The following is a 25385-nucleotide window of genomic DNA, read 5'->3' as shown; positions in this document are numbered from 1 at the left end:
GGATGCAGACCAGTGAAGACCTCTCCCGGATACCGAACCCACTGCCCGTCCGGCTGCCTGCCCGAGGCGGGGGAGACGCCGACCGTTCCGTTGGCGCTCCGCGCTTTCCGCCTCGCGTCGGTGTTCTCCGTGCTCCTGCTCGCCGTGCCCTTGGCCGTCCTCCTGCCGCTGCTCAGCCCGCGTCGCCGCGTCCGTGAGCTGCGGCGGCTGGCGGGACTGCTGCTGCGCGCGCTCGGCGTCCGCGTGGTGCACACCGGCCCGCGGGGCGGTGCCGCGCTGCTCGTGGCGAACCACCTGTCGTGGCTGGACGCGGCCGCTTTGCTGGTGCAGCAACCGATTCACGTGGTGGCCGACGCGCGGACGGCCCGCGGCTTCCTCGGCAGGCTGGTCGCCGGTGGCGGGACGATCTTCCTGGACCGCTCGCGGCTGCGCGCCCTGCCGGACACCATCGCCGAGATCACCTCCGCCTTGCGCGCGGGCCTGCCCGTAGGGGCCTTCCCCGAAGGCGTCCGCCGGTGCAGCTCTCCCGGCGGCCCCTTCGCCCCCGCCGTCTTCGAAGCCGCGCTGCGCGCCGGTGTTCCTGTTCGCCCGACACTGATCGAGCACCGCCTGCGCGGCGGACGCGCCACGTCCGCCGCCGCGTTCCTCGGTGGGCAGACGTTGCCGGAGAACGTGCGCGCCATCGCCGCGATCCGCGGACTCGAAGTCCACGTGCGCGCGCTCCCGGTCCTCGACCCGTCCCGTCACCGCTCGCGTGCCGCCCTGTGCCGCGCGGCCAAGGCCGCCATCGATCGTTGCTCCACCCCCGATCCCGCGGCCTGCCCGGCCGCCAACCCGAAGCCCTTCATCGCCGAGAAGCGCCTGATCACCCCGCGCGACGTCTCCGTCCCGTGCTCCTAGCGGGTCAGCCACCCGCCACGGACGGGATGATCTGGATCTCGGTGCCTTCCGCGAGCGGGGTGTCCGCGCCCGCGAGACGGCGGCACTCCTCGCCGTCGACGAAGAAGTTCACGTACCGCCGCAGCCGACGCTGCTCGTCCCGCAACCGCCGCTCCAGCAACGGATAGCGGCTCGCGATCACGTCCAGCACGTCGCCGAGGGTGGCGGGCGCGGTCATCTCCAGCTCGAACCTGGGGGCGCCACCGGCCGCCGGGCGCAGCACTCCCGGCAGCAACACCGTCACGTTCATCGCGGACCCCCTCAGACCACCGCGGCGCGGACGCAGAGCACGTCGGGCAGGTGCTGGGCGATCAGCGACCACGAGTCGCCCTCGTCGGCGCTGCCGTACACCTCGCCGGTGCGGGAGCCGAAGTACACGCCCGCGGGGTCGGCGTCGTCCACGCACATCGCGTCACGCAGCACCGCCGTCCAGAACCCGTCCTCGGGCAGGCCGGTGCCGAGCGCCGTCCACGAGCCGCCGCCGTCCTCGCTGCGGTACACGCGGCACTTGCCGTCCGGCGGGAATCGCAGCGCGTCCGCGGTCAGCGGGAACGTGTAGATCACCTCGGGCTTGTGCGGGTGCACCACCATCGGGAAGCCGAAGTCGCTCGGCAGGCCCTCGGCGATGGACTGCCACGTCCGCGCGCTGTCGTCGCTGCGGTAGACGCCGTGGTGGTTCTGCGCGAAGAACCGCTCGGGCCGGTCCGGGTGCTGCGCGATCTTGTGCACGCACTGGCCGAACTCGGGATCGGGGTCGGGCAGGAAGTAGGCGCTGATACCGCTGTTGCTGGCCGCCCAGCTGCGCCCGCCGTCGGTGGTCCGGTAGACGCCGCCGGTGGACATCGCCACCGTGACCTCGTCGGGGTTGTCCGGGTGCGGCAGCACGGAGTGGATCGCCTGCCCGCCGAAGCCCGGGGTCCAGTCGGCGCGGTGCGGGTGGTCCCACAGCGCCCGCACCAGCTCGTAGGTGCGGCCGCCGTCGCCGGAGCGGAACAGCGCGGAGGGCTCGACACCGGCGTAGACGACCTCCGGCTGCGAACGCGGTCCCGGGGCGATCTGCCAGACCTGGCCGAGCGAGGCGCCGGTGTCCTCGGGGAAGGCGACCGGGGCGTGGTCCGGCTCCTGCCAGGTCCCGCCGAGGTCGTCGCTGGTCATGACGCTCGGGCCGAAGTGCTCGCTGTGCAGGCCGGCGAGCAGCCGGGGCGTGTCCCCGCGGGTGTCCACCGCCACCGAGTAGACCGCGGTCATGGGGTGGTGCGGGCCGGTGAGGCTCCAGCTCGCCCTCCCGTCGGTGCTCCTGGCCAGCCACAGGCCCTTGCGGGTGCCGATCGCCAGCAGAACCATCACAAACCTCCGAATATCGAAATGCGTGATCCAAGTCACTGCCGGACGCTACGCCGGGCCACCGACAGTCACCCGGTACCGTCGTTGACCATGGTTTTCGGCGGGTTCGGCGAACACGCGATCGACTTCTTCGACGACCTGGAGGCGGACAACTCCAAGGCGTTCTGGACGGACAACAAGCGGACCTACGACGAGGACGTGCGCGCCCCGATGGAGGCGCTGCTGGCCGAGCTGGAGCCGGAGTTCGGGCCTGGCAAGGTCTTCCGCCCGTACCGCGACGTGCGCTTCAGCAAGGACAAGACGCCCTACAAGACCCACTGCGGCGGCGTGGTCGAGCAGGGGCGCGGCGGCGGGGCCTTCTACGTGCAGATCAGCCCGGCGGGCCTGCTCGTCGGCGGCGGCTCGTTCGCGATGGCCGCCGACCAGCTCGCGCGCTACCGCACCGCGATCGACGACGACCGCAGGGGCGAGGCGTTCCGGCAGCTGCTGCGCAAGCTCGAACGCAAGGGCTGGGAGGTCAGGGGCGAGCGCCTCAAGACCCGCCCGCGCGGCTACGACCCCGAGCACCCGCGGATCGAGCTGCTCAAGCACCGCTCGATCTACGTGGTGCGCGAATGGGAGCCGGACGACGTCCTGCACGAGCGCGCGTGCCTGGACCGGGTGCGCAAGGCCTGGCGCGAGCTGGTCGACGTCAACGCGTGGGCCGCCGACCACGTCGGGGTCAGCGAAACCCGCTTCTAGCGGCTCCGCCTCCCGCGCACCGAATGAGTCATCGAGGTACTTGAACGCACCGAATGACTCGTTCAGTGCGTACACCGCACCGAATCCGGCGTTCGCATCGGCGAGGGCCGAAAAGACCACCCGTTCGGGTGGAAGTGCTCAGGCTTCCTCGTCGGCCTGGCGGCGGAGGTAACGGCGGCGCAGCGCACGGCCGCGGGCCGAGCTGGCCCAGGCGTGCAGCAGCGTCCCGGCCGCGAGCCCGGCCCAGTCGGTGAGGATGTCCACCACCTCGAAGGTCCGGTCGACGGGCAGCGTCGCCTGCAGGACCTCCGAGGCCACCGCGTACAGGAACAGGCCGATGGCCAGCGGCAACAGCCGCAGCCTCGCGATCAGACCGGTGACCGCGAGCAGGCAGAACAGGCCGAAGTGCACGACCTTGTCCACGCCGGGCGGCGCGAGCGGGACGCCGGATCTCGGCATGAACAGGATGACTACGCTCAGCAACACCGCGGTGACGAAGGGCAGAACGCGAAGGCTCACGACAAAGATCCTGGCCCGGATTGCGGTATCGGTACAGCAATCGGGTCTAGGCTGCTCGGACGTGAGCCGACGTGCGAAGATCGTTTGTACCCTCGGTCCGGCGACCGCGACCCCGGAGAAGCTCCGTGACCTGGTCGAAGCCGGCATGGACGTGGCGCGGCTGAACTTCAGCCACGGCAGCCACGCCGACCACAAGCAGGTCTACGACATGGTCCGCCAGGCCGCCGACGCCTCCGGACGCGCGGTGGGCATCCTGGCCGACCTGCAGGGCCCCAAGATCCGCCTCGGCCGGTTCGCCAACGGACCGGTGATGTGGGAGACCGGTGACCGCGTGCGGATCACCGTCGAGGACGTGCCCGGCACCCACGACCGGGTCTCCACCACGTACAAGGGCCTGGCCAACGACGCCAAGCCGGGCGACCGCATGCTGGTCGACGACGGCAACGTGGGCCTGACCGTGGTGGCCGTCGAGGGCCCCGACGTGGTCTGCGACGTGACCGAGGGCGGCAAGGTCAGCGACAACAAGGGCCTGTCCCTGCCCGGGATGGACGTCTCCGTCCCCGCCCTGTCCGACAAGGACATCGAGGACCTCGAGTTCGCCCTGAGCCTGCGGGTGGACATCATCGCCCTGTCCTTCGTCCGGTCCCCCGCCGACATCGACCTGGTGCACCAGGTGATGGACCGGGTGGGCAACGGCAGGCTGCCGGTGGTCGCGAAGCTGGAGAAGCCCGAGGCCGTGGACAACCTGGAGGCCATCGTGCTGGCCTTCGACGGGATCATGGTCGCCCGCGGCGACCTGGGCGTGGAGCTGCCGCTGGAGTACGTGCCGGTGGTGCAGAAGCGGGCCATCCAGATCGCCCGCGAGAACGCCAAGCCGGTGATCGTGGCGACCCAGATGCTGGAGTCGATGATCGGCAACTCCCGGCCGACCCGCGCCGAGGCCTCCGACGTGGCCAACGCGGTGCTCGACGGCACCGACGCGGTGATGCTCTCCGGCGAGACCAGCGTGGGCCGTTACCCGATCGACGTGGTCAAGACGATGAGCCGGATCGTCGAGGTGGCCGAAACCGAGATCACCCCCGACGCCGTGCCGCCGCTGTCGCACGTGCCCAGGACCAAGCGCGGGGTGATCTCCTACGCCGCCCGCGACATCGGCGAGCGGCTCAACGCCAAGGCCCTGGTCGCCTTCACCCAGTCCGGCGACACGGTGCGCAGGCTGGCCCGGCTGCACACGCCGCTGCCGCTGCTGGCCTTCACCCCCGAGCCCGAGGTGCGCAGCCAGCTCGCGATGAGCTGGGGCGTCGAGACCTTCCTGGTGCCCGAGGTCGGCTCGACCGACCAGATGATCCAGCAGGTCGACCACTCGATGCTGGCCATGACCGGCCGCTACCAGCCGGGCGACCTTGTGGTCATCGTCGCAGGCTCCCCGCCGGGGACGGTCGGCTCGACTAACCTCATCCGGGTACACCGTCTGGGTGAAGAAGACCACGCCTGACCCGCTGAGGAGCTCCCCGTGACCGAAGTCGCCAGAGCCGCGGCGGCCGACCCCGCGGGGGCCTCCTCCGCCGTCCCGGTCCCGCTGGCCGCCGACGGCGTCCCGCACGGCCAGCCCGTGCTCGACCGCCTGGTCGCGCTGCTGGACCTGGAGCGGATCGAGGAGAACATCTTCCGCGGGGTCAGCCCCGAGGCGTCGCCGGTGCGCGTCTTCGGCGGCCAGGTCGCCGGTCAGGCCCTGGTCGCCGCGGGCCGCACCGTGCCGGCCGAGCGCGGGGTGCACTCGCTGCACTCCTACTTCATCCGCGCCGGGGACCCGAGCATCCCGATCGTCTACGAGGTGGACCGCATCCGGGACGGCCGCTCCTTCACCACCCGCCGCGTGGTGGCGGTCCAGCGGGGCAAGGCGATCTTCGCGTTGTCGGCGTCGTTCCAGACCGCGGAGGAGGGGCTGGACCACGGCGACGAGATGCCGGAGGTGCCGGACCCCGAGTCGCTGCCGACCTACGGCGAGTTCGTCCAGCCGTACAAGGACAAGCTCGGTCCGTGGGCCAAGCTGCCCCGGCCGATCGAGATCCGGCACGTGACCACCCCGCCGTGGCTGACCGGGGAGCCCGGCCCCGCCCGCAGCCAGGTGTGGATGAAGGCGGACGGCCGCGTCCCGGACGAGAACCTGCTGCACGTGTGCCTGCTGGCGTACATGTCGGACATGACGCTGCTGGACTCGGTCCTGGCGCGGCACGGCGTGTACTGGGGCGATGTCATCGGCGCGAGCCTGGACCACGCGATGTGGTTCCACCGCCCGTTCCGGGCCGACGAGTGGGTCCTCTACGACTCGGAGTCGCCCAGCGCCTCCGGCGGGCGGGGCCTGGCCAACGGCCGGTTCTTCGCCAGGGACGGCCGCCTCATCGCGACAGTGGTCCAGGAGGGCCTGCTCCGCCCGGTCCGCCGCTGATCAGCTTGCCCCACCTCCCAGCCGGGTCCGAGGACTCAGCACTGCGCGGTGGGCGCGGCGAGGGTGAGCAGGTAGTTCCTGATCGCCAGGTGGGCGCAGCGGTTGTTCCCGGTCCAGGTGCTGTGCCCGAGGCCCCGCCACGTCAGCAGGTGGCTGCCCGGGATCTGCCGGTGCGCGTTCTCCGCCCACACGCGCGGAGTCGCCACGTCGTGCTCGCCCGAGACCAGCAGCGTCGACCGGGGCGCGGCGCGCCAGGGGTGCGGGTGCCACCGCGTCGGCTGGGTCCAGCCGACGCAGCCCGAGGCGATGTCCCAGAACTCCGAGTACCCGCCGAGGTCGGGGTTCAGGGCGCGTGACTCGCGCACCGCCGCGGGCAGGTCGAACCGGGCCGGGACGTCCTGGCAGATGATCGACCGGTACGAGGCGTAGCTCGGCAGGCTGAACATGCCCTTGCTGACCTGGGTGCCGTCGCCGGTCGACGCGGCCAGCAGCCCCTTCGCCAACGCGGGCAGCAGACCGGCGAGGTTCAGCGAGGCGGTCACGTTCGCCTGCACCTCGCGCGCGGTCACGGCTTTGTCCCCGTCCTTCAGTTCACCGCGGTCCGCCCGCGCGAGCACGTCGCGCAGGACCTGCCGCACGTCCTTCCCGTGCAGCGCACAGGAAGCCTCGCGAGCGCACCAGTCCACGAAGTACGTCCACCCGTCCCGGGTCGCTTCGGCGTTGTCCCGCAGCAGCTGCGCGGTCGGCAACGAGCGGTCGACCACGCCGTCGAGCGCCAGCGCGCGCAGCCGGTGCGGGAAGAGTTCCGCGTAAGCCTGGCCGAGCATGGTGCCGTAGGAGATGCCGAGATAGCTGATCTGCTTCTCGCCCAAGGCTTCCCGCAGCGCGTCCAGATCGCGCGCGATGGTCGCGGTGTCCAGGTGGGCCATCACCGGCCCGGTCTTGGCCACGCAGGACTCCGCGAAGGCGGCGTTGGACCCGACCAGTTTCGCCACGCCCGGCGCGATCGTGGGAAAGCGGTCGACAAGGGGATCGTGCGCGGGCAGAGCGCACTGGACCGGCGTCGATTTCCCGGTTCCCCGGAAATCGACTCCGATCACGTCGAACCGATCCAGGATCTCGGTGGGAAAGAACGTCTGCGGTTGGTTCGCCACCAGGTCCGCGGTGCCCGTGCCGGGGCCACCGGGGTTGAACATCAGCACCCCGAGCCGCCGCCCGGGATCGCGCGCGGGGGCGCGGGACACCGCCAGTTCGATCTTCCCGCTGGAGTTCGCCCGGTCCAGCGGCACGGTCAACGTGGAGCACTGAGCGGTGGCGCCCTCGGTGCACGGCTTCCAGTCCAGGGCGGGCGCGGCCTTCGCCGACCCCGGCGCGGGCACCGCGGTGAGCGCCACGCCGAGTGCGAGCAGGGCGGCTGCGGTTGTTCGCACGACGCGATTCCTTCCTGTCGGATCGGTTCAGCATCGCGCGCGTGATCAGGACGAAACGGGCTTCTCGGGGTCATCTCAGGGGAATATCGGGGAAGTCCCCCTGCGTTGGCGCGGGCCGAAGCGGACAGGCTGGACGGCGTGCTTGGAAAGATCGTCGTACTGGTCGAGGACGGGGTGCCGCTGCTCGACGCGGCCGGGGTCACCGAGGTGTTCACAGTCGCCGCTCGCTACGGCGGCCCGTACCAGGTCCGGCTCGCCTCGCCGGGAGGGCGGGACGTGTGCACGACGGCCGGAGTCCGGCTCCGCGTCGACCTCGCCATCGAGGAAGTGGACGAGGTGATCGACACGCTCGTCGTGACCGGCTCCGTCGTCCGTTGCCCCGGGCGGGAGCCGTCCGTGCGCACCGAGCAGGCCGCGCAGGTCCGCCGGATCGCCCGCCGCGCGCGCCGCGTCGTGTCGGTGTGCACCGGCGCGCTGCTGCTGGCCGCGTCCGGGCTGCTCGACGGAAGGCGCGCCACCACGCACTGGAGCTGGTGCGACCGCCTCGCCTCGCTGCACCCCAAGGTCGTCGTCCAGCCGGACTCGATCTTCGAGTGGGACGGGCCGGTCGCCACCTCGGCGGGGGTGACGGCGGGCATCGACCTGGCGCTGGCCCTCGTCGAGCGCGACATGGGACCGGAGGCCGCGCGCCGCGTCGCCCGGTCCCTGGTGGTGTTCCTGCAGCGCCCCGGCGGGCAGTCCCAGTTCAGCGCGGGCGGTCAGCCCCAGATCAGCTGCGACACCCCGCTGCGCAAGGTCCTCGACGCCGTCGCGCTCTCGCCGGGGGAGGACCACTCGGTACCGGCCATGGCCGCGCGCGCGATGCTCAGCGTCCGGCACTTCACCAGGCTGTTCAGCCGCGAGATGGGGATCAGCCCCGCCCAGTACGTCGAGCAGACCCGCGTCGAGGCGGCGCGCGGCCTGCTGGAGAACGGTGACGACGGGGTGGAGGACATCGCACGGCTCTGCGGCTTCGGCACCGCGGAGACGATGCGCCGCGCCTTCATCCGCGTGCTCGGGGTGCCGCCGGTGGCCTACCGCGGGCGCTTCCGGACCACCGGGATCTGCGCTGATCCGTTGGCAGGCAACCGCTCCGCCGCCCGGGCACAAGTGGTCCAGACCTATTGACGGAGTCGGCCGGAGCCGCTTACGGTCCTCGCCAGCACCCGCCTCCGCCGCCACGACACCAATGGAGGTGACTCGTGGCACGGAGAACTGCAATCGGCGCAGCCGTGGTCGCGTTGTTGTCCGGATTGCTTGTGGTGGTGGGGAATTCTCCCGCCTCCGCGGTCAACGAGGACTGTCGTCCCGACGGCTTGTACCGCACCGGTGGGGTGGACACGCCCTACTGCCTGAACTACGACACCGAGGGTCGCGAGAAGATCGGCATCAGCCGACGCGTCATCGGCTACTTCACGGGGTGGCGGCACGGCAAGAACAACCAGCCCGCCTATCTGGTCAACAACATCCCCTGGAACAACGTCACGCACATCAACTACGCGTTCGCGCACGTCGATCCGCAGAACCGGATCTCCGTCGGCGCGCAGAACGCCAACAACCCGGCGACCGGCATGGAGTGGCCCGGGGTCGCGGGCGCGGAGCTGGACCCGACGTTGCCGTACAAGGGCCACTTCAACCTGCTGACGAAGTACAAGAAGCAGAACCCCGCCGTGAAGACACTGATCTCGGTCGGCGGCTGGGCGGAGACCGGTGGCTACATCAACGAAGCCGGTGACCGCGTCGACAGCGGCGGCTTCTACTCGATGACCACGAACGCCGACAACAGCGTGAACACCGCTGGTATCAACGCGTTCGCCGACTCCACCGTGCAGTTCCTGCGCGCCTACGGCTTCAACGGCGTCGACATCGACTACGAGTACCCGACCTCCAACAAGGACGCGGGCAACCCGTTGGACTTCCAGTTGGCCAACGCGCGCCGCGCCGGGCTCAACCGCAGCTACCAGGTGCTGATGAAGACTTTGCGGGAGAAGCTGGACGCGGCTTCGGCGGCCGATGGCAAGTACTACATGCTGACCGTGGCCGCGCCCGCGTCGGGTTGGCTGCTGCGCGGCATGGAGGTCTCGCAGGCCACGCAGTACCTCGACTACGTCAACATCATGTCCTACGACCTGCACGGAGCCTGGAACAAGTTCGTCGGCCCCAACGCCTCGCTCTACGACGACGGCAAGGACGCCGAACTCGCCGCGGGAGGTGTCTACGGAGCACCGCAGTACGGCGGGATCGGCTACCTCAACACCGACTGGGCCTACCACTACTTCCGCGGTGGAGTCCAAAGTGGACGCATCAACATCGGCGTCCCGTTCTACAGCCGTGGTCATCGCAACGTGGTCGGTGGCACCAACGGCCTGTGGGGGACCGCGGTCGGCTCCAACTGCCCGCAGGGCCTGACCGCCTGCGGTGACGGTGCGCGGGGCATCGACAACATCTGGCACGACAAGGAGAACGGCAAGGAGCTGGGCGCGGGCTCCAATCCTTTGTGGCACACGAAGAACCTGGAGCGTGGCATCGCGGGCAGCTACATCGGGCAGTACGGGCTCGACCCGGCGACCGATCCCGAGGACCGGCTGACCGGGACCTACACCCCGCACTACGACAGCACCCTCACCGCGCCGTGGCTGTGGAACAACGACAAGAAGGTCTTCCTGTCCACAGAGGACGAGCGCTCGATCGGTGCGAAGGCCGACTACGTCGCGAACAAGGGCATCGGCGGCATCATGATCTGGGAGCTTGCCGGTGACTACGCGTGGAACGCGGCCAAGGGCGAGCACTACATCGGCAACACCCTGACCACGACGATCAGGCAGAAGTTCGCCACCGCCGGGCCGCACGGCAACAAGAAGTCCCCGCAGGCCTCCCCGGCCGAACGACTCGACGTCAAGATCGACTTCGTTGAGTTCCCGTTGGGCGACAACAACTACCCGATCAGCCCGAAGATGCGGATCACCAACGGTTCGGCGCAGACCATCCCGGGCGGGGGGGAGCTGCAGTTCGACTACCCGACCACCGCGCCGCCGAGCATGGCGCAGCAGTCCGGCTGGACGCTGTCGGTCATCCGCAGCGACCACACCGGGCCGAACAACATCGGCGGGCTCAAGGGCGACTTCCACCGCGTCTCGATGAAGCTGCCGAGCTGGCAGAACCTCGCCCCGGGCGCGACCGCCGACGTGGCGCTGAGCTACCAGCTGCCGATCTCCGGTCCGTCGAACTACACGATCACCTTCGGCGGCAAGACCTACGGCATCACGCAGGACTACGCGCGCGGCGGTGGCACCACCACGCCGCCGCCGACCACCACCACGACGACCACGTCCAAGCCGCCGGTGTGCGCTGACGCGCCGTGGGACCGGGCGAAGGAGTACGGCGGCGGCAACACCGTCTCGCACGCCGGGCAGCGCTGGCGCGCGAAGTGGTGGACGAAGGGGGAGGAGCCGGGCACCACGGGCCAGTGGGGTGTCTGGGAATCCCTGGGCGCTTGCTGATTCGTTATCGAGCACGGGCGGTGTTCGCCAAGTTGGACGCAGTGAACACCGCCCGTGCCGGGTACCGTCGCCTCCTCACAGCAGAGGAGGCGTAATGCGTTGGCGATTCACTTCCGGCGTGGTCGCGGTGCTCCTGGTCGGACTGGTCAGCGGATCCGCCCAGGGTGAACCGACCGGGCAGGACGCGCTCCGCCTGGACCTCGACCGCATCCTGGCGGCGCCCGCGCTCAACGGGGCGCACTTCGGTCTGGTCGTGCGCAAGGCGGCCGGCGGTGAGGTGCTCTACAGCCGGGGCGCCACCAGCAGGCTCAACCCGGCGTCCAACGGCAAGCTGCTGTCCTCGGCGGCGGCACTGGAGACCCTCGGGGCGGACCACCGCTTCACGACGGAGGTGCTCACCGGGGCACGGACCGCGGGTGGTGTGCTCCTCGGCGACCTCCACCTGCGCGGCACCGGTGACCCCACCCTGCGCGAGGCCGACCTCGCCTCGCTCGCCGACCAGCTCGTCCGTGCCGGGATCAAGACCGTCACCGGCCGCGTGGTCGCCGACGACACCTGGTTCGACAGCGTGCGGCTCGGCACCGGGTGGGCGTGGGACGACGAGCCCTACTACTACAGCGCCGAGATCTCCGCGCTGACCCTAGCGCCCAACCCCGACTTCGACGCGGGAACCGTTCTCGTACAAGCGCAACCGGATGCCGTCGGCAAGCCCGCGCAGATCCGGCTCAGCCCGGCGACGAGCGTCGTCACCATCGACAACCGCACCGTCTCCGCAGCGCCGGGCACCCCGAGCTCGCTGTCCGTCCAGCGCGAGCACGGCGGCTCCAGGATCGTCGTCTCCGGCACCGTCGCGGCGCCCGACGAGGACTACTCCACGGTCGGCGACCCCACCGCCTACACCGCCGACGTGTTCCTGAAAGCCTTGGCCGCCAAGGGCATCAACGTCATCCGCAAGGACGTCGGCCGCGGCCCCGTCCCGGCGGGGGCGAAGACCGTCGCCACGCACAGCTCGATGACGCTGGCCGAGCTGATCGTGCCGTTCATGAAGCTGTCCAACAACATGCACGCCGAGGCCCTGGTGAAGGCCATGGGGCGCAAGGAGAAGAACCAGGGCACCTGGGCGGCGGGCATCGAGGTGATGTCCCAGAAGCTCGCCGGCCTCGGCATGCCCGCCAACGCCTACCGCATGGTCGACGGCTCCGGACTGTCCAGAATGGATCTCATCACCACCGAGCAGCTGGGCGACCTGCTGGTGTCCGCGCAGAGCAGGCCGTGGTTCCCCGCGTGGTACGAGTCGCTGCCGATCGCGGGCAAGCCGGACCGCATGGTCGGCGGGACGCTGCGCAACCGCATGAAGGGCACGCCCGCCGAGGGGAACGTGCACGCCAAGACCGGTTCACTGACCTCGGTGACCGGCCTGTCCGGCTACGTGACCGCGGCCAACGGCGAGAAGCTGGTCTTCGCGTCGGTGATGAACAACTACCTCACCGCGAAGCCGTCCGGCATCGAGGACGCGATCGCCGTCCGGCTCGCCAACTACCGCGGCGCGTCGGACCGCTCCGTGCCGATCCCCGCCCCGCGCTCCGCAGGCGCCCCCAGCCCGCACTCCGATCTCGAGTGCACCTGGACCCGCACCTGCTGACCCTCGCACCGCCGCTTTCGCACTGAATGAGTCATTGGTGTAGGTGAACGCACCGAATGACTCATTCAGTGCGTTCACCTACTCCTCGTCCAGAGCGTCGCGGAGCTTGGCCAGCGTCCGCGACAGCAACCGCGACACGTGCATCTGCGATATGCCGACGCGATCGGCGATCTGGGTCTGCGTCATGTTGCCGAAGAAGCGCAGCACCACGATCGTCCGCTCGCGCTCGGGCAGGCGCTCCAGCAGGGGCTGCAGGGACTCCCGCCGCTCCACGTCGGCCATGCCCTCGTCCTCCTCGCCGAGCGCGTCGCCGAGGGAGACCCCGTCGTTCTCGCCGAGCAGCATGTCGTCCAGTGACGCGCTGCGGTAGGCGTTGGTCGCCTCGAGGCCCTCGAAGACCTCCTCGCGGGAGACGCCGAGGTGCGCGGCGATCTCGCTCGGGGTCGGCGCCCGGCCCATCCGCTGCGACAGCTCACCGACCGCCGCGCTGATCGACAGGTGCATCTCCTTGAGCCGCCGGGGCACCCGGACCGCCCAGCTGGTGTCGCGGAAGTGCCTGCGGACCTCGCCCATGATCGTCGGCACCGCGAAGGACAGGAAGTCCACGCCGCGCTCCGGGTCGAACCGGTCCACCGCGTTGATCAGCCCGAGCGTGGCGACCTGGGCCAGGTCCTCCTGGTTCTCGCCGCGGTTGGCGAACCGGCGGGCGATGTGCTTGGCGACCGGGAGGTGCCCGGTGACCAGCTTGTCCCTGAGCTCCGCGCGCGCGGGGTCGTCGGGGTCCAGCGCGGCGAGCTCGGCGAACACCGGCGCGTACTGCTCGTACCCGCCCTTGGTCTGCTCCGCCTGTGAGCTCACGCGCCGACCACCGTCCCACTTGCCTTGGACAGCTCGATCCGCACGAGGTGTTTGCCGTTGTCCGACGGTGTGGTCGACGCGGTCACCTCGTCGGCGAGGGTGCTGAGCACCCGCCAGCCGAAGGTGTCCCGCTTGGGCTCGTGCGGCTCCTCGGCCAGGACGCTGACGTCGACGACGACGCGTCCGGCGGTGGGGCTGAACCGGCAGCTCAGCGCCGCGCCGGGGGAGGCTATGCCGATCAGGGTGGAGCAGGCCTCGTCCACGGCCAGCTTCAGGTCGGCGATGGAGTCCAGATCGAAGTCCTCCCGCATCGCCAGGTCCGCTGCCACCGCGCGGACGACGGACAGGTGAGCCGCGTTGGCGCTGACCCGCACCTCGATGGGGGCGGGTACGAAGGTCTGTTCGGCCATCGCGGGCTCGGAAGGGGACACGGTCACTCTGCACCTCGTGGTCGGTCGTGGGTGGCGGGGCACGGTTGGGGCACCTCGATCCTGCCCGACTGCCGGGACGCCCACCGTCCCCGGCTTGTTACCCGTTCAGGGCAACCCTGACACCTGGTTTTGGCACCCCCTTCCCCGGGAAGCCAGCCACCGCAGATCGACGTAGATGACCCTGGAGTGGACCGATGGACGTGGAGCCACCGACCGTCCTCGCAGCCGGGAGGGCGTCGTGACGGCCACGGAGCTGGCCAGCCAGGTCTTCGACCAGCCCGAACCCGCGGGGATGCGACTCGCGAAGGGGGTGCGCCCCGGCCGGGTGACCCCGGCGCGGGACTGGCACGACGTCCTGCCGCTGGACGACCGGGTCGCCCTGGTCATCGGCCAGGTGCCCAGGCAGCCGACCGAGGACGCGGCCGCCGCCGTGGTCGAGCGGTTGCGGGGCGCGCTGACGACCCAGCTCCTCCAGGGGCGGGGCCCCGCCGAAACCGTGCTCGCTTTGCACCGCTACGCCGGCTACGCCCCCGAGGCCGCCGGGACCACGCTGTGCCTGGCCGTCTTCGAACCCGCGACGAGGAGCCTGCGCTGCGCCGCGGCCGGGCACCCCGGAGTGCTGGTGATCAGCGAGTCCGGCTGGGTCCGCCAGCTCATCGGCAGCAGGGGCGGCCCGCTCGCCACGGGGCAACCGGACCTGGGCCGGGAGACGGTGGAGACCGTGGGGCGGCGGGAAACCGTCCTGCAGTACTCCATCGAGCTGGGGCGCTGCCATCCCGGCACGGGACTGGAGAGCGTCGCCGCGGCGGTCGTCGCCGAGCGCGGACCCGACCCGCGCGCGCTGTGCGACCGGCTCGCCGACACGCCGTCGTGCCCTCCGGACGCCGGCGACGCGGTGGCCTTCGCGTTCACCCCGGCCGGGCGCCCTGGCGGACCGTTCGCCCTGAGCGTTCCCGCCGAGCCCGGACAGCTGACCGTGCTGCGCAGGGAACTGGCCGCGTGGCTCACCGCCTCCGGAGTGTCCAAAGAGGACACATTCGCGTTCGTGCTCGCGGTCGGTGAGGCCGCGGCCAACTCCGTCGAGCACGGCTACCACGGTGGCCGCGACGGCGGACTGGTCACCGTCACCGCGGAGGCGGGCGGCGGGGGCGCCATCCGGGTCACCGTCTCCGACAACGGGCGCTGGCGGTACCCGCCGGTCACCGACCACAGCCGGGGCCGCGGCCTGCTGATCATGCGGGAGTCCATGGACGAGGTCCTGGTGCACCGAGGCGAACACGGCACGGTGGTCACCCTGTGCAAGCGGCCGAGCCGCGGGTCGGACGGTGGACGGCACGATCCCGGCGGGTACGAGCTGCGCGTGGCCAGGGTGGGCGAGACGGTGCGCGTCGAGGTCGCGGGAGAGCTTCCCGCGGCCAGCGCGCCCGCGCTCCGCCGCGGCCTGCTCACCGCGGCGCGAGGCGGGGTGTTCCCGCTCCAGCTCGACCTCTCCGGTGTCGGCGGTGACGTCGAGGGTCTGGTGCTGGCCCTGTTCTCGGTCGCGGACGCCGCCGCGGCCGCCGGCAGGCCGCTGGTGCTCGCCGCACCGGATCCCAGTCCCGTTCGCGACGCCATCGCCACGGCCGGTCTGCACCGGATCGCCAACGTGACCGATGCACTGGAGCCCACCACATGACCTCACCCGACACCCGCAGGACCGCCACCACCTCCGCGGACGAGACCGACCTGCCGCCGCTGCGGATCGCGTTGGTCTCCCTCGACGACGGGCCACCGGGCCACGACGGACCGGACGCACCGCCCGCCCTGCACGCGGCCGGATCGCACGTCGCGGCCCTCGCCACGAGCATGGCCAAGGCCGGGCACACCGTCACCGTCTACGTCCGCGCCGACAACCCCAAGCAGGAACCGGTGACCGGGGCCGCGGCCCGCCTGACCGTGGTGCGCGTGCCCGCCGGACCTCCGCGCGAGCTGGCCCCGGAAGACCTCGTCGAACACCTCGGCGAGTTCGGCAGCCACCTCGCCGCGCACTGGACCCGCCGCCCTCCCGACGTGGTGCACGCCCACTACTGGTCGGCCGGGATCGCCGCCGCGCTCGCCGCCCGCGAGGCGAAAGTGCCTGTCGTGCAGACGTTCCAGGCGCTCAGCGCGCCCGCGGACACCGGGGTCCCCGCCCAGCGCTCGAAGCTGGAGCGGCTGGTCGGCCGCGAGGCCGTGCGCGTCGCGGCGACCAGCTCCGTGGAGGCGGACGAGCTGATCCGGCGCGGCATCCCGCGCTCGATGATCTCCATCGTGCCGTGCGGGGTCGACCCGGAGCATTTCACCCCGGACGGCCCCGTCGCCGAGCGCGGCGCGGCGCACCGCTTGGTGTGCGTCGGGGATCTGGTGCCGCACAAGGGTTTCGACACCGCGATCCGGGCGCTGCGAGCGTTGCCGGACACCGAACTGGTGCTCGTCGGCGGCACGAAGTCAGGTCCGGAGGCGCGGCGGTTGTTCGCCCTCGCCCGGGCGGAGGGCGTCGCGGACCGGGTGCACCTGATGGGGCCGCTGTCCGACGCCGAGCTGCCCGCGCTGCTGCGCTCCGCGGACGCGCTGGTGTGCTGCCCGACCGAGGAACCCTTCGGCCTCACGGTGTCCGCCGCCATGGCGTGCGAGACCGCCGTGGTGGCGAGCGAGGTCGGGGTGCTGGGGGACCTGGTGATCGACGGCGTCACGGGGCGGCTCGTACCCCCGGAGGACCCCGAGGCACTGGCCAAGGTGCTCGCCCACGTGCTCGCCGATCCCGTGACGGCGCAGTCCTACGGCGCGGCGGGACGCGACCGGGTCCGGGCGAGGTACTCGTGGGACCGCGTCGCCGAGGACACCGTGCGGCTCTACCGGCAGGCGATCACCGAGTTCGCCTGAGTGTTTATCGCGGAGAGCGCGGGGAACACCGGGAAGTGGACAGGCCGACCGTCCGTGGACGGTCGGCCCGATCGTGGGCACCGCCGCGGGGGGCTGAGCGGACGGTGCGTATTCTCGTTTTTCCAAGCCCGTCGGAGTTCAAACCCGATGATGCGGGATCAGGCCGCCAGCGCGGCACTCACGCTGGGAAAAGTACTGAAGACGTCACCTAGACCGGTGACCTTCAGCGGCCGTTCGACGGAGCGCGTGGAGCTGACGAGGCAGAAGCCGACGCCGTTGTCCTCCGCCTGGTGCAGGCAGTCCACCAGCACCGCCAAGCCGCTGGAGCCGAGGAAGCTCACCTGGCTCAGGTCCAGCACGAGCCGGTCGTTCTTCGCGGTCAGCTGCTCGTCGAGCGCGTTGCGCAGCAGCGGGGTGGTGAACATGTCGATCTCACCGCTGACGCCGAGCACCACGACGCCCTTCGCCGGTCTGCGCACGGACAGCTCGATCAGCTGGTCCGCCTGGGGTGTTCCGGGCTCCGGAAGTCCGGGGAGCAGTGTCTCCGCGCCGTTCACGGAGCGGATGTGGTTCTCGGGCACATTGCCTCCTCCGTCAGGGTCGATGGGACGGAAGGGGTACGGCGATGGGGGCTCCTCACGTGGCACGCGTCCCGCCATCGGCCTTGGGGATGGGCGCACGGCCCCTCCGACCGCGGTTGTCTGCCAACCGCTGCGCTTCCCACCGTAGAGACCTCGGTCCCGGCACACAACCACGGTGCCGCCAGACGGGCTAGCGAATCGGTTTGACCGGGGACGGAACGGGCATTGAAGGGAGCGTGTGCCTCCCGCACACCCCCATCTCGCGCAAGAGGTGAACCGTGTCCGCGACCTTCCACATGCCGGCGCCGCGCCCCGCGGCCGCGGCGGCGCAGGCGAGCGCAGAGGTCCAGTCCCACGTGGACTGGACGGACTTCGGCCGGATTCTGGTTGTACGGCCTGGCAATTTCGGTGACGCCCTGATGCTCACCCCGGCTCTGCGGGCGTTGCGGGCCGCCGCGCCGGACAGCAGGATCGACCTGCTGACCTCGCCGAGCGGTGCCGCCGCGCGGGAACTCGTCGCCGCGCTCGACGGCGTCGTGGTGGGGACGCCGTCCTGGTACGACCGTGCCACCGGCACGGCTCCCGTCGACATCCGCCGGTGCGCCTGGCAGGAGCAGGCGTTGATCGGTTCGCTGGCCAAACGCGGCTATGAAGCCATGATCGTGTTCACCTCCGCGACGCAGTCGCCCTGGGCCGCCGCGCACGCGGGACTGCTCGCGGGCATCGAGGTGCGCGCCGTGCACTCCGCGGAGACCGGGGGACTCGTCGCCTCCCACAGCGTCCGGCCCCCCGAGGGACCGGTGCACCAGATCGACCGCGCCCTGCACCTGTTGCACGGACTGGGAGTTCCCGTGAAGGGCGCGGCGGTCCGCGTCGACATCCCGGAGCGCGCCCGGGCCGCCGCGGACATCGCCCTCGGCGGCAGCAGCACGCCGTTCGCCCTGCTCACCCCTGGCTGCACACGAGACGATCTCCGTTACTCCGCAACAGGATTCGCCACCACCGCGGCGATGATCGCCGATTCCGGGCTACCCGTGCTCGTCACGGGTTCGCCCAGGGAACGCGACCTGGTCGCGGAGGTGGTCTCGCGCGCCCGCCACCCCGGGGTGCGCGCACTGGAGCCGGTGAGCGTCGCGGTCCTCGCTGCCGTGATCGCCCGCGCGGAAGTGCTGGTGGGCAACGATTCCGGGCCCATGCACCTGGCCGAGGCGGTGGGCACTCCGGTGGCGATCGCCTACGGCGGGGCCGACCGCGACGAGGACACCCGGCCGCGGCTGGTCCGCGCCCGCCTGGTCCGCGGAACCGTCTCGTGCCTCGACATCGCCCCCGCGGACCTGGCCTCGGCCGCCCTGGCCGTGCTCCACCGCGCCCCCTCGCTCCCGCTCACCAACTAGGGCTCAGCCGTCGCGGTGCACGGGTTCGGTGTCGTGCGTGTCGGCGGGGGAGGAGACCGGGGGTAGCTCCCGGGTGAGCCGCTTGGCCTCCAGAGCTCCGGTCTCGTCCTCGGCCCGCTGCGTGCGCTCGGCGTCGGCACGCAGCTTCTGCGCGGCCCGGTCCATCTCCAGCCGCCGCCACTTGCGCCGCTCCCGGCCGGTCATCTTCGCCGGCCACAACTGCTGGATGGCGTTGTTCAGGTGCGCGCCGAGCACGATCGCCAGGCCGATGAAGAACGCGAACAGCAGGAACGCGATCGGGGTCGCCAGCGCGCCGTAGGTGAAGCCGGTGCCGCTGATCGAGCTGATGTAGAGCCGCAGTCCGGTCGCGGAGACCAGGAAGAACACCATCGCCAGCACGGCCCCGGGCAGCCCGCGGTGCCACGGCAGCTTCCTGGGCAGCGCGAGCTTGTACAGCGTGGTCAGCGCGAGCACCAGGATCGCGGCCGTGCCCGGGTAGTAGAACCGGCCGACCAGGTCCTCCACCGTGGGCTGCCACGTCACCGGGAACAGCGTCGGCAGCCACTCCGGGCCGAGCGCGAGCAGCGGCAGCCCGATGATCAACAGCACCAGGGTGACCAGGTAGAGCAGCAGCGCGAGGATGCGCTGCCAGACGATGTTGCGCACCCCGTACTGCTCGTGCGCCACGGTGATCGCGTCGATGAACGAGGCCGTCGCCGACGACCCGGCCCACAGCGAGATCAGGAAGCCCATCGACACGACCGCGCCCTGGCCCTTGGTCAGCATCTCCTGCACGGTCGGGCCGATGATCCCGTCGACCACCTCCGGCGTGAAGATCTTGCCCGCGAAGGCGAGGATGCGCTCGTGCACCGCGCGGACCACCTCGGTGCCGAACCACTCCGCGACGTAGCCGATGCTGCCGAGCAGGCCGAGCAGCAGCGGCGGCAGCGACAGCGTCTGCCAGAACGCGGCCTCGGCGGCCTCGGAGAAGATGTTGTCGTGCCACGCCTTGTTCATCATCAGCGACAGCAGGCGTCGCAGGCCGCGCCGCTGCCCCGGGCGCTCGGAGGCGTCGGCCGGCTGGTTTTCGGCGGGCGTGTCCATGTCGTTGCCCAGCATGATGCATCCGCCTTACACAGGCATCACAGGGCTGGGGTTCCGGAGTGTCGCGGATCGCTTTTGCCGATCCGGACCTCGTTCCGGTCCGCCGCACTCCGATCGCCGATGTAGGCTTCCTGGCGCCCTCATCGCTTGCGCGAGCAGAGGGCATTCGCATGTTCGCAGGCGCGGGGCGAAAGGAACGGACAGCAGGTGACCGTAACCGACTCGGCCGTCGCGGAACGACTTTCCACCGCGGAGTTCCGGCCGCTGCGCGCCTGGCAGCGGCGGGCGTTGACCAAGTACCTGACGGCCCGCCCGCAGGACTACCTGGCGGTGGCGACCCCGGGCGCGGGCAAGACGACCTTCGGGCTGCGGGTCGCGGCGGAGCTGCTCGCCGACCGCACGGTCGAGGCGGTCACCATCGTGACCCCGACCGAGCACCTCAAGCACCAGTGGGCCTCGGCCGCGGCGGCGGTCGGCATCGCGATCGACTCCAACTTCCGCAACGGCGCGGGCACCACCTCGCGGGACTACCACGGCGTCGCGGTCACCTACGCGCAGATCGCCGCCCACCCCACGCTGCACCGGGTGCGCACGGAGAACCGGAAGACGCTGGTCATCCTGGACGAGGTGCACCACGCGGGTGACGCGAAGTCCTGGGGCGACGCGGTGCGCGAGGCCTTCACCCCGGCGGTGCGCAGGCTCGCGCTGACCGGAACCCCGTTCCGCAGCGACGACACCCCGATCCCGTTCATCACCTACGAGCCGGACGCCGCCGGGTTCGAGCGCAGCCGCGCCGACCACTCCTACGGCTACTCCGACGCGCTGCGCGACGGCGTGGTCCGGCCGGTGATCTTCATGGCCTACTCCGGCGAGGCGAGCTGGCGCAACAGCGCGGGTGAGGAGTTCAGCGCCCGCCTCGGCGAGCCGCTGGACGCCGAGCAGACCGCGCGGGCCTGGCGCACCGCGCTGGACCCGAACGGCGAGTGGATGCCCGCGGTGCTCAAGGCCGCGCACATCCGGCTGACCCAGATGCGCAACGGCGGTGTGCCGGACGCGGGCGGCCTGGTCATCGCCACCGACCACGAGACGGCCAAGGCCTACGCCCGGCTGCTGGAGATGATCACCGGCAGGCCGCCGACCGTCGTGCTCTCCGACGATCCCAAGGCCTCCGGGCGGATCAAGGAGTTCTCCGACTCGCCAGGGGGCGCTGACGAGTGGATGGTCGCGGTCCGGATGGTCTCCGAGGGCGTCGACGTGCCCCGCCTCGCCGTGGGCGTCTACGCCACCAGCGCGTCCACCCCGCTGTTCTTCGCCCAGGCCATCGGCCGCTTCGTGCGCGCCCGCCGCCCCGGCGAGACCGCCAACGTCTTCCTGCCCAGCGTGCCGGTGCTGCTGGAGCTGGCCAGCCAGCTGGAGGCCGAGCGCGACCACGTGCTGGGCAAGCCGCACCGGGAGAAGGAGGGCTGGGAGGACGAGCTGCTCGCCCAGGCCAACCAGCAGCAGGACGAGCCCGGCGAGGAGGAGAAGGCGTTCACCTCCCTCGGCGCCTCCGCCGAGCTGGACCAGGTGATCTACGACGGCTCCTCCTTCGGCACCGCGGCCCTGGCCGGGACCGACGAGGAGCAGGAGTACCTGGGCCTGCCCGGGTTGCTCGCCCCGGACCAGGTGCGCGACCTGCTCCGGCAGCGGCAGCAACAGCAGCTGGCCGCCGCGGCGCAGAAGCGCAAGGCCAAGGCGGCCCAGGAGCCCCCGCCGCCGCCCCGCCCGCAGTCGGTGCAGGAGCGGATCACCGCGCTGCGCAAGGAGCTGAACACGCTGGTGGCGCTGCACCACCACCGCACCCGCAAACCGCACGGCATGATCCACGCCGAGCTGCGCAAGAAGTGCGGCGGTCCGCCCACCCCGATGGCCTCCATGGAGCACCTGGAGGAGCGCATCGCCACCCTCCGCTCCTGGTAGCCCGAGTTGGCGTTCGACCTCGCCCCCCCGTTCGACGGTCTCGGCAGGGGCGAGGAGCGTGGATGCCCGGCTTCCGGGTGCTCGGACCGCTTGAGGTGACCTCGACGGGCGGCGCGGTGGTGCCGCTGCGCAGTAGGCACCAGCGCGCACTGCTGGCCGTGCTGTGTTCGACGCGGGCGTCCGGTCGGCGTGGACCGGCTCGTGGATGCCGTCTGGCACGGGCAGCCGGCCGCCTCCCACCTGTCCGACCTGCACACCTACGTCTCGCGCAGTGTGGTCGTCGCCGGCGCGGCGACGGCGATCAGGGAACGCATCGGGCTTCTTTGAGGGGGCGGCATGGGATGTGCAGGGGCAGGGCCCTGCCCGTCGCCACCACACGCGCCGAACACAGTTCGCGATCCGGCACTGCTCTGTTCGGGTGCTGTCGTACCTCCGATTGGAAGCTTCTGATCTGCCCTTGAACGCAGTGTTGATCAAGGCCACGGTCGACCGTCATGAACCTCACTCGTCCGTGTGTGGCGCTGGGCGTGACCATCGCCGCCGCGCTCACCGTGGCCGCACCGCCCGCGTTCGCCGCCCCCGCCTCGTCCGACCTGGACTTCTCCGCCGCCCCGCCCTACGCCGGATGGGAGCTGCGGCACGAGAACCCGGCCCAGCCGGTCGTCAAGGACGGCATGATCAACCTCGACGAGCGCACGCAGCTGGTCATCGGCGAGGGCTCGCCGTGGCTGTCGGTGAGCAACGCCCGCGGCTGGGCCGTGCACGCCAAGCTCCGGGTCGACCCGTCGACGCCGGACGCGCCCGCCTGCGCCAGGGAGCTGGTCGGCCACAGCGGCCAGGTGGGCCTGGTGGCCTCCGACGGCGCGGCGCCGACCATCCTCGGCATGAACAAGGACCTGATCTGCCTCAAGACGGTGGACCGGGTGATCAACCTGCCGATGAACACCACCGACCGCGTCCACTCCTACCGCGTCGAGGGCAAGGGCACCCGGATCCGGGTGCTCGTCGACGGCCGCGAGGTGATCGGGCTCGGGGACTGGTCCTGCCGGGTGCACGGGCAGAAGTGCGAGCCCGCCCCGATGGTCATGCTCGGCACCTCCGACCTGACCAAGGCCCAAGTCGATCACCTGGGCCTCACCGCGGGGTAAGTCTTCGGGACCTGCCGAAGGGCAATGTCGCAGGTGAGCGCTCTCACCGCCGCTCACCTGCGACGTTGTCGAAGATCAAAATCCTTCGCATATCGCTCTCTCCCGTGACGTCCTGGTGATCTGGCTGTAGCAAAAGCGTGTTGTCCAGGTCACTCTGAATCGATCCACAATCCTTCCGACCCGACACGAACGGGGGATACGTTGTCGCGCACAACATTTCCCGCTGCCGTGTGTGGACGCGGTGCGTAACGGAAGGGATGGGGCGGATGCGCAGCAACACGCTTGCCCTGCTCGCCGCGGGGTCGGGCCTGGCCCTCGTCCTGGCGGCCTGCGGCAACAACAGCGCGAACCCGGGCACGGGCACCCAGCAGAGCAGCGGTGCCGCGGCCGGGTCCGGCATCAAGGTCGGCGTGATCCTGCCGGACACCAAGTCCTCGGCCCGCTGGGAGAGCTTCGACCGGCCGCTGCTGGACAAGGCGCTCCGCGCCGCGGGCATCGAGCCGATCATCCAGAACGCCGAGGGTGACACCGGCAAGTTCAGCACCATCGCCGACTCGATGATCAGCCAGGGCGTGAAGGTCCTGATGATCACCAACCTGAGCGACGAGAGCGGCGCGGCGATCGAGCGCAAGGCCAAGACCGCGGCCATCCCGGTGATCGACTACGACCGGCTGAGCCTGGGCGGCAGCGCCGACTACTACGTCTCCTTCAACAACACCAAGGTCGGCCAGCTCCAGGGCCAGGGCCTGGTGGACTGCCTCAAGGGCAAGACCAACCCGCAGATCATCCAGATCAACGGCGGGCCGGAGGACAACAACGCGACGCTGTTCAAGAACGGCGCGCTGAGCGTGCTCAAGCCGAAGTACGACTCCGGCGAGTTCAAGCTCGCGGGCGACCAGGCCATCGCCAAGTGGGACAACCAGCTCGGCAACACGACCTTCCAGCAGCTGCTCACGGCCAACGGCGGCAAGGTGGACGGCGTGCTCGCGGCCAACGACGGCCTGGCGGGCGCGGTGATCACCGCGCTGAAGAAGGCGGGGCTGGCCGGTCAGGTCCCGGTCACCGGCCAGGACGCCACCGAGGACGGCCTCGCCGCCATCCTGCGCGGTGAGCAGTGCATGACCGTGCTCAAGCCGATCGACCAGGAGGCCAACGCCGCCGCGCAGCTGGCGATCGCGCTGGCCAAGAACGACAAGGCCGCCGCGGACCGGCTGGCCACCGCGACCGAGCGCGACCCCAAGGGCAACCGCGACGTGAAGTCCGTCCTGCTCACCCCCGAGCTGATCAACAAGGACAACGTCAAGAAGGCCACCGACTCCGGCTTCGTGAAGATCGCCGACGTCTGCAAGGGCGACGTCGCCGAGAAGTGCAAGCAGGCCGGAATCACCCAGTAGGACAGCCGCGGTGGGGCGGCGCCGACGCCCGCCCCACCGCAGGCATTGGCCGCTTCGACCCCTTGGAGGACCCGTGAGCCAGCCCATCCTGGAGCTGCGCGGGGTGAACAAGAGCTTCGGCCCGGTGCACGTGCTGCACGACGTGGACTTCACCGTCCGCCCCGGCGAGGTCACCGCGCTCGTCGGCGACAACGGCGCGGGCAAGTCCACGCTGGTCAAGTGCATCGCGGGCATCCACCCGATCGACTCCGGCGACCTGCTCTTCGACGGCGAGCCGGTCACCGTCGGCAGTCCCCGCGACGCCGCCGCGCTCGGCATCGAGGTCGTCTACCAGGACCTCGCGCTCTGCGACAACCTCGACATCGTCGACAACATGTTCCTCGGCCGGGAGCGGCTGCGCGGCATCACGCTGGACGACGCCGGGATGGAGGAGGCCGCCCGCAAGGTGCTGGCCGACCTGTCCGTGCGCACGGTGAAGTCGGTGCGCACCTCGGTCGCCTCGCTCTCCGGCGGCCAGCGGCAGACCGTGGCCATCGCCAAGGCGGTGCTCTGGGACAGCCGCGTGGTGCTGCTGGACGAGCCGACCGCGGCGCTCGGGGTCGCCCAGACCCGGCAGGTGCTGGACCTGGTCCGCCGCCTCGCCGACAACGGCCTCGGCGTGGTGCTGATCAGCCACAACATGAACGACGTGTTCGAGGTCGCCGACACGGTGGCCGCGCTGTACCTGGGCCGGATGGCCGCCGAGGTGCCCACCGCGGAGACCACGCGCGCCCAGGTCGTCGAGCTGATCACCGCGGGCCGCTCCGGCGACCTCGGCATCGCCGCCCCTGAAACCGCCACCGTCTGACCTGCCGCGCCTGCGCGGTCTTCAGGCACCCCCGGACCCGCCCCGCCACCGTCTCCCACGGCCCAGAACCCCGCGGTCGGAGGCCGGTCGCGACCGCCGCGGTGGTGGTTCGCCGGGCTTGAAGACCGCCGAACCACCGCCGACCTCGCCAAGCAAGGACTTCGT

Annotated in this window: 23 protein-coding genes; 15 read left to right on the top strand and 8 right to left on the bottom strand. The window is 71.1% G+C overall.

The window, feature by feature from the left end; translation table 11 throughout:
* The first annotated feature begins 12 nt into the window (after nt 1–12).
* A complete protein-coding gene (locus tag BLT28_RS18930) occupies nt 13–900 on the top strand; it encodes a lysophospholipid acyltransferase family protein (RefSeq protein WP_052407589.1) in 888 nt (295 codons plus the stop codon).
* Between the two features lie 4 nt (nt 901–904).
* Here BLT28_RS18930 and BLT28_RS18925 read toward each other — a convergent pair whose 3' ends face one another.
* Together BLT28_RS18925 and BLT28_RS18920 are read right to left on the bottom strand one after the other, a co-directional pair.
* Entirely contained in the window at nt 905–1189 is a 285-nt protein-coding gene (locus tag BLT28_RS18925) for a MoaD/ThiS family protein (RefSeq protein WP_030430943.1), read from the bottom strand.
* 11 nt (nt 1190–1200) lie between these two features.
* Nucleotides 1201–2286 (bottom strand): WD40/YVTN/BNR-like repeat-containing protein, encoded by a 1086-nt coding sequence (locus BLT28_RS18920; protein WP_030430944.1) that lies wholly within the window; start codon nt 2284–2286, stop codon nt 1201–1203.
* Nucleotides 2287–2373: 87 nt separating this feature from the next.
* Here BLT28_RS18920 and BLT28_RS18915 point away from each other — a divergent pair, with 87 nt between their 5' ends.
* The gene (locus BLT28_RS18915; RefSeq protein ID WP_030430945.1) at nt 2374–3024 is read left to right on the top strand and encodes a DUF2461 domain-containing protein; all 651 of its coding nucleotides are present in this window, start codon (nt 2374–2376) and stop codon (nt 3022–3024) included.
* A 138-nt stretch (nt 3025–3162) separates the two neighbouring features.
* Here the strand turns inward: BLT28_RS18915 and BLT28_RS18910 are convergent, their stop codons facing one another.
* On the bottom strand, nt 3163–3543 hold the full coding sequence (locus BLT28_RS18910; RefSeq protein WP_052407590.1) for a VanZ family protein: 381 nt from the start codon (nt 3541–3543) through the stop codon (nt 3163–3165).
* A gap of 61 nt (nt 3544–3604) precedes the next feature.
* Here BLT28_RS18910 and pyk point away from each other — a divergent pair, with 61 nt between their 5' ends.
* Nucleotides 3605–5038: a pyruvate kinase gene (gene pyk / locus BLT28_RS18905; RefSeq protein ID WP_030430947.1), complete on the top strand. Its 1434-nt coding sequence runs from the start codon at nt 3605–3607 to the stop codon at nt 5036–5038.
* 18 nt (nt 5039–5056) lie between these two features.
* Complete coding sequence (gene tesB, locus BLT28_RS18900) at nt 5057–5992, top strand: acyl-CoA thioesterase II (RefSeq protein WP_030430948.1); 936 nt, start codon at nt 5057–5059, stop codon at nt 5990–5992.
* Between the two features lie 35 nt (nt 5993–6027).
* On the opposite strand, the gene BLT28_RS18895 is transcribed toward tesB, so the two are convergent.
* Entirely contained in the window at nt 6028–7422 is a 1395-nt protein-coding gene (locus tag BLT28_RS18895; RefSeq protein WP_052407591.1) for an alpha/beta hydrolase, read from the bottom strand.
* Nucleotides 7423–7560: 138 nt separating this feature from the next.
* Between BLT28_RS18895 and BLT28_RS18890 the strand changes: the two genes are divergently transcribed.
* From BLT28_RS18890 to dacB, 3 genes are all read left to right on the top strand, one after another.
* On the top strand, nt 7561–8589 hold the full coding sequence (locus BLT28_RS18890) for a GlxA family transcriptional regulator (RefSeq protein ID WP_231950339.1): 1029 nt from the start codon (nt 7561–7563) through the stop codon (nt 8587–8589).
* Between the two features lie 74 nt (nt 8590–8663).
* A complete protein-coding gene (locus tag BLT28_RS18885) occupies nt 8664–10961 on the top strand; it encodes a chitinase C-terminal domain-containing protein (protein WP_030430951.1) in 2298 nt (765 codons plus the stop codon).
* Between the two features lie 94 nt (nt 10962–11055).
* Nucleotides 11056–12603, top strand: coding sequence for a D-alanyl-D-alanine carboxypeptidase/D-alanyl-D-alanine endopeptidase (gene dacB / locus BLT28_RS18880; RefSeq protein ID WP_030430952.1), 1548 nt, complete (start codon nt 11056–11058; stop codon nt 12601–12603).
* 78 nt (nt 12604–12681) lie between these two features.
* On the opposite strand, the gene BLT28_RS18875 is transcribed toward dacB, so the two are convergent.
* Nucleotides 12682–13461, bottom strand: coding sequence for a SigB/SigF/SigG family RNA polymerase sigma factor (locus tag BLT28_RS18875; RefSeq protein WP_030430953.1), 780 nt, complete (start codon nt 13459–13461; stop codon nt 12682–12684).
* On the bottom strand, nt 13458–13892 hold the full coding sequence (locus BLT28_RS18870; RefSeq protein WP_231950825.1) for an ATP-binding protein: 435 nt from the start codon (nt 13890–13892) through the stop codon (nt 13458–13460). The genes BLT28_RS18875 and BLT28_RS18870 overlap by 4 nt, the downstream gene beginning before the upstream one ends.
* Nucleotides 13893–14130: 238 nt before the next feature.
* Here BLT28_RS18870 and BLT28_RS18865 point away from each other — a divergent pair, with 238 nt between their 5' ends.
* Nucleotides 14131–15567: an ATP-binding protein gene (locus tag BLT28_RS18865; protein ID WP_052407592.1), complete on the top strand. Its 1437-nt coding sequence runs from the start codon at nt 14131–14133 to the stop codon at nt 15565–15567.
* The gene (locus BLT28_RS18860; protein WP_052407593.1) at nt 15564–16793 is read left to right on the top strand and encodes a glycosyltransferase; all 1230 of its coding nucleotides are present in this window, start codon (nt 15564–15566) and stop codon (nt 16791–16793) included. The genes BLT28_RS18865 and BLT28_RS18860 overlap by 4 nt, the downstream gene beginning before the upstream one ends.
* Before the next feature lie 158 nt (nt 16794–16951).
* On the opposite strand, the gene BLT28_RS18855 is transcribed toward BLT28_RS18860, so the two are convergent.
* Nucleotides 16952–17374, bottom strand: coding sequence for an STAS domain-containing protein (locus BLT28_RS18855; RefSeq protein ID WP_052407594.1), 423 nt, complete (start codon nt 17372–17374; stop codon nt 16952–16954).
* A gap of 278 nt (nt 17375–17652) precedes the next feature.
* Between BLT28_RS18855 and BLT28_RS18850 the strand changes: the two genes are divergently transcribed.
* Complete coding sequence (locus BLT28_RS18850) at nt 17653–18768, top strand: glycosyltransferase family 9 protein (protein ID WP_052407595.1); 1116 nt, start codon at nt 17653–17655, stop codon at nt 18766–18768.
* 3 nt (nt 18769–18771) lie between these two features.
* Here the strand turns inward: BLT28_RS18850 and BLT28_RS18845 are convergent, their stop codons facing one another.
* Nucleotides 18772–19887: a YihY/virulence factor BrkB family protein gene (locus BLT28_RS18845; protein WP_052407596.1), complete on the bottom strand. Its 1116-nt coding sequence runs from the start codon at nt 19885–19887 to the stop codon at nt 18772–18774.
* 192 nt (nt 19888–20079) lie between these two features.
* Between BLT28_RS18845 and BLT28_RS18840 the strand changes: the two genes are divergently transcribed.
* From BLT28_RS18840 to BLT28_RS18825, 5 genes are all read left to right on the top strand, one after another.
* Complete coding sequence (locus BLT28_RS18840) at nt 20080–21831, top strand: DEAD/DEAH box helicase (RefSeq protein WP_030430960.1); 1752 nt, start codon at nt 20080–20082, stop codon at nt 21829–21831.
* A gap of 201 nt (nt 21832–22032) precedes the next feature.
* Nucleotides 22033–22158 carry a hypothetical protein gene (locus tag BLT28_RS42560; RefSeq protein ID WP_269459656.1) on the top strand — a complete coding sequence of 42 codons (126 nt, stop codon included), beginning with the start codon at nt 22033–22035 and terminating at the stop codon, nt 22156–22158.
* A 167-nt stretch (nt 22159–22325) separates the two neighbouring features.
* Complete coding sequence (locus BLT28_RS18835; protein WP_156051179.1) at nt 22326–22979, top strand: hypothetical protein; 654 nt, start codon at nt 22326–22328, stop codon at nt 22977–22979.
* A gap of 266 nt (nt 22980–23245) precedes the next feature.
* Nucleotides 23246–24373 (top strand): sugar ABC transporter substrate-binding protein, encoded by a 1128-nt coding sequence (locus BLT28_RS18830; protein WP_030430962.1) that lies wholly within the window; start codon nt 23246–23248, stop codon nt 24371–24373.
* Between the two features lie 73 nt (nt 24374–24446).
* Complete coding sequence (locus BLT28_RS18825; protein ID WP_030430963.1) at nt 24447–25220, top strand: ATP-binding cassette domain-containing protein; 774 nt, start codon at nt 24447–24449, stop codon at nt 25218–25220.
* The last annotated feature ends 165 nt before the right edge of the window (nt 25221–25385 follow it).

It is taken from the genome of Allokutzneria albata (assembly GCF_900103775.1).
GTDB classification, from domain to species: domain Bacteria; phylum Actinomycetota; class Actinomycetes; order Mycobacteriales; family Pseudonocardiaceae; genus Allokutzneria; species Allokutzneria albata.
The sequence above is the reverse complement of the archived record's forward strand: the minus strand, read 5'-3'. Positions and strand labels throughout refer to the sequence as shown.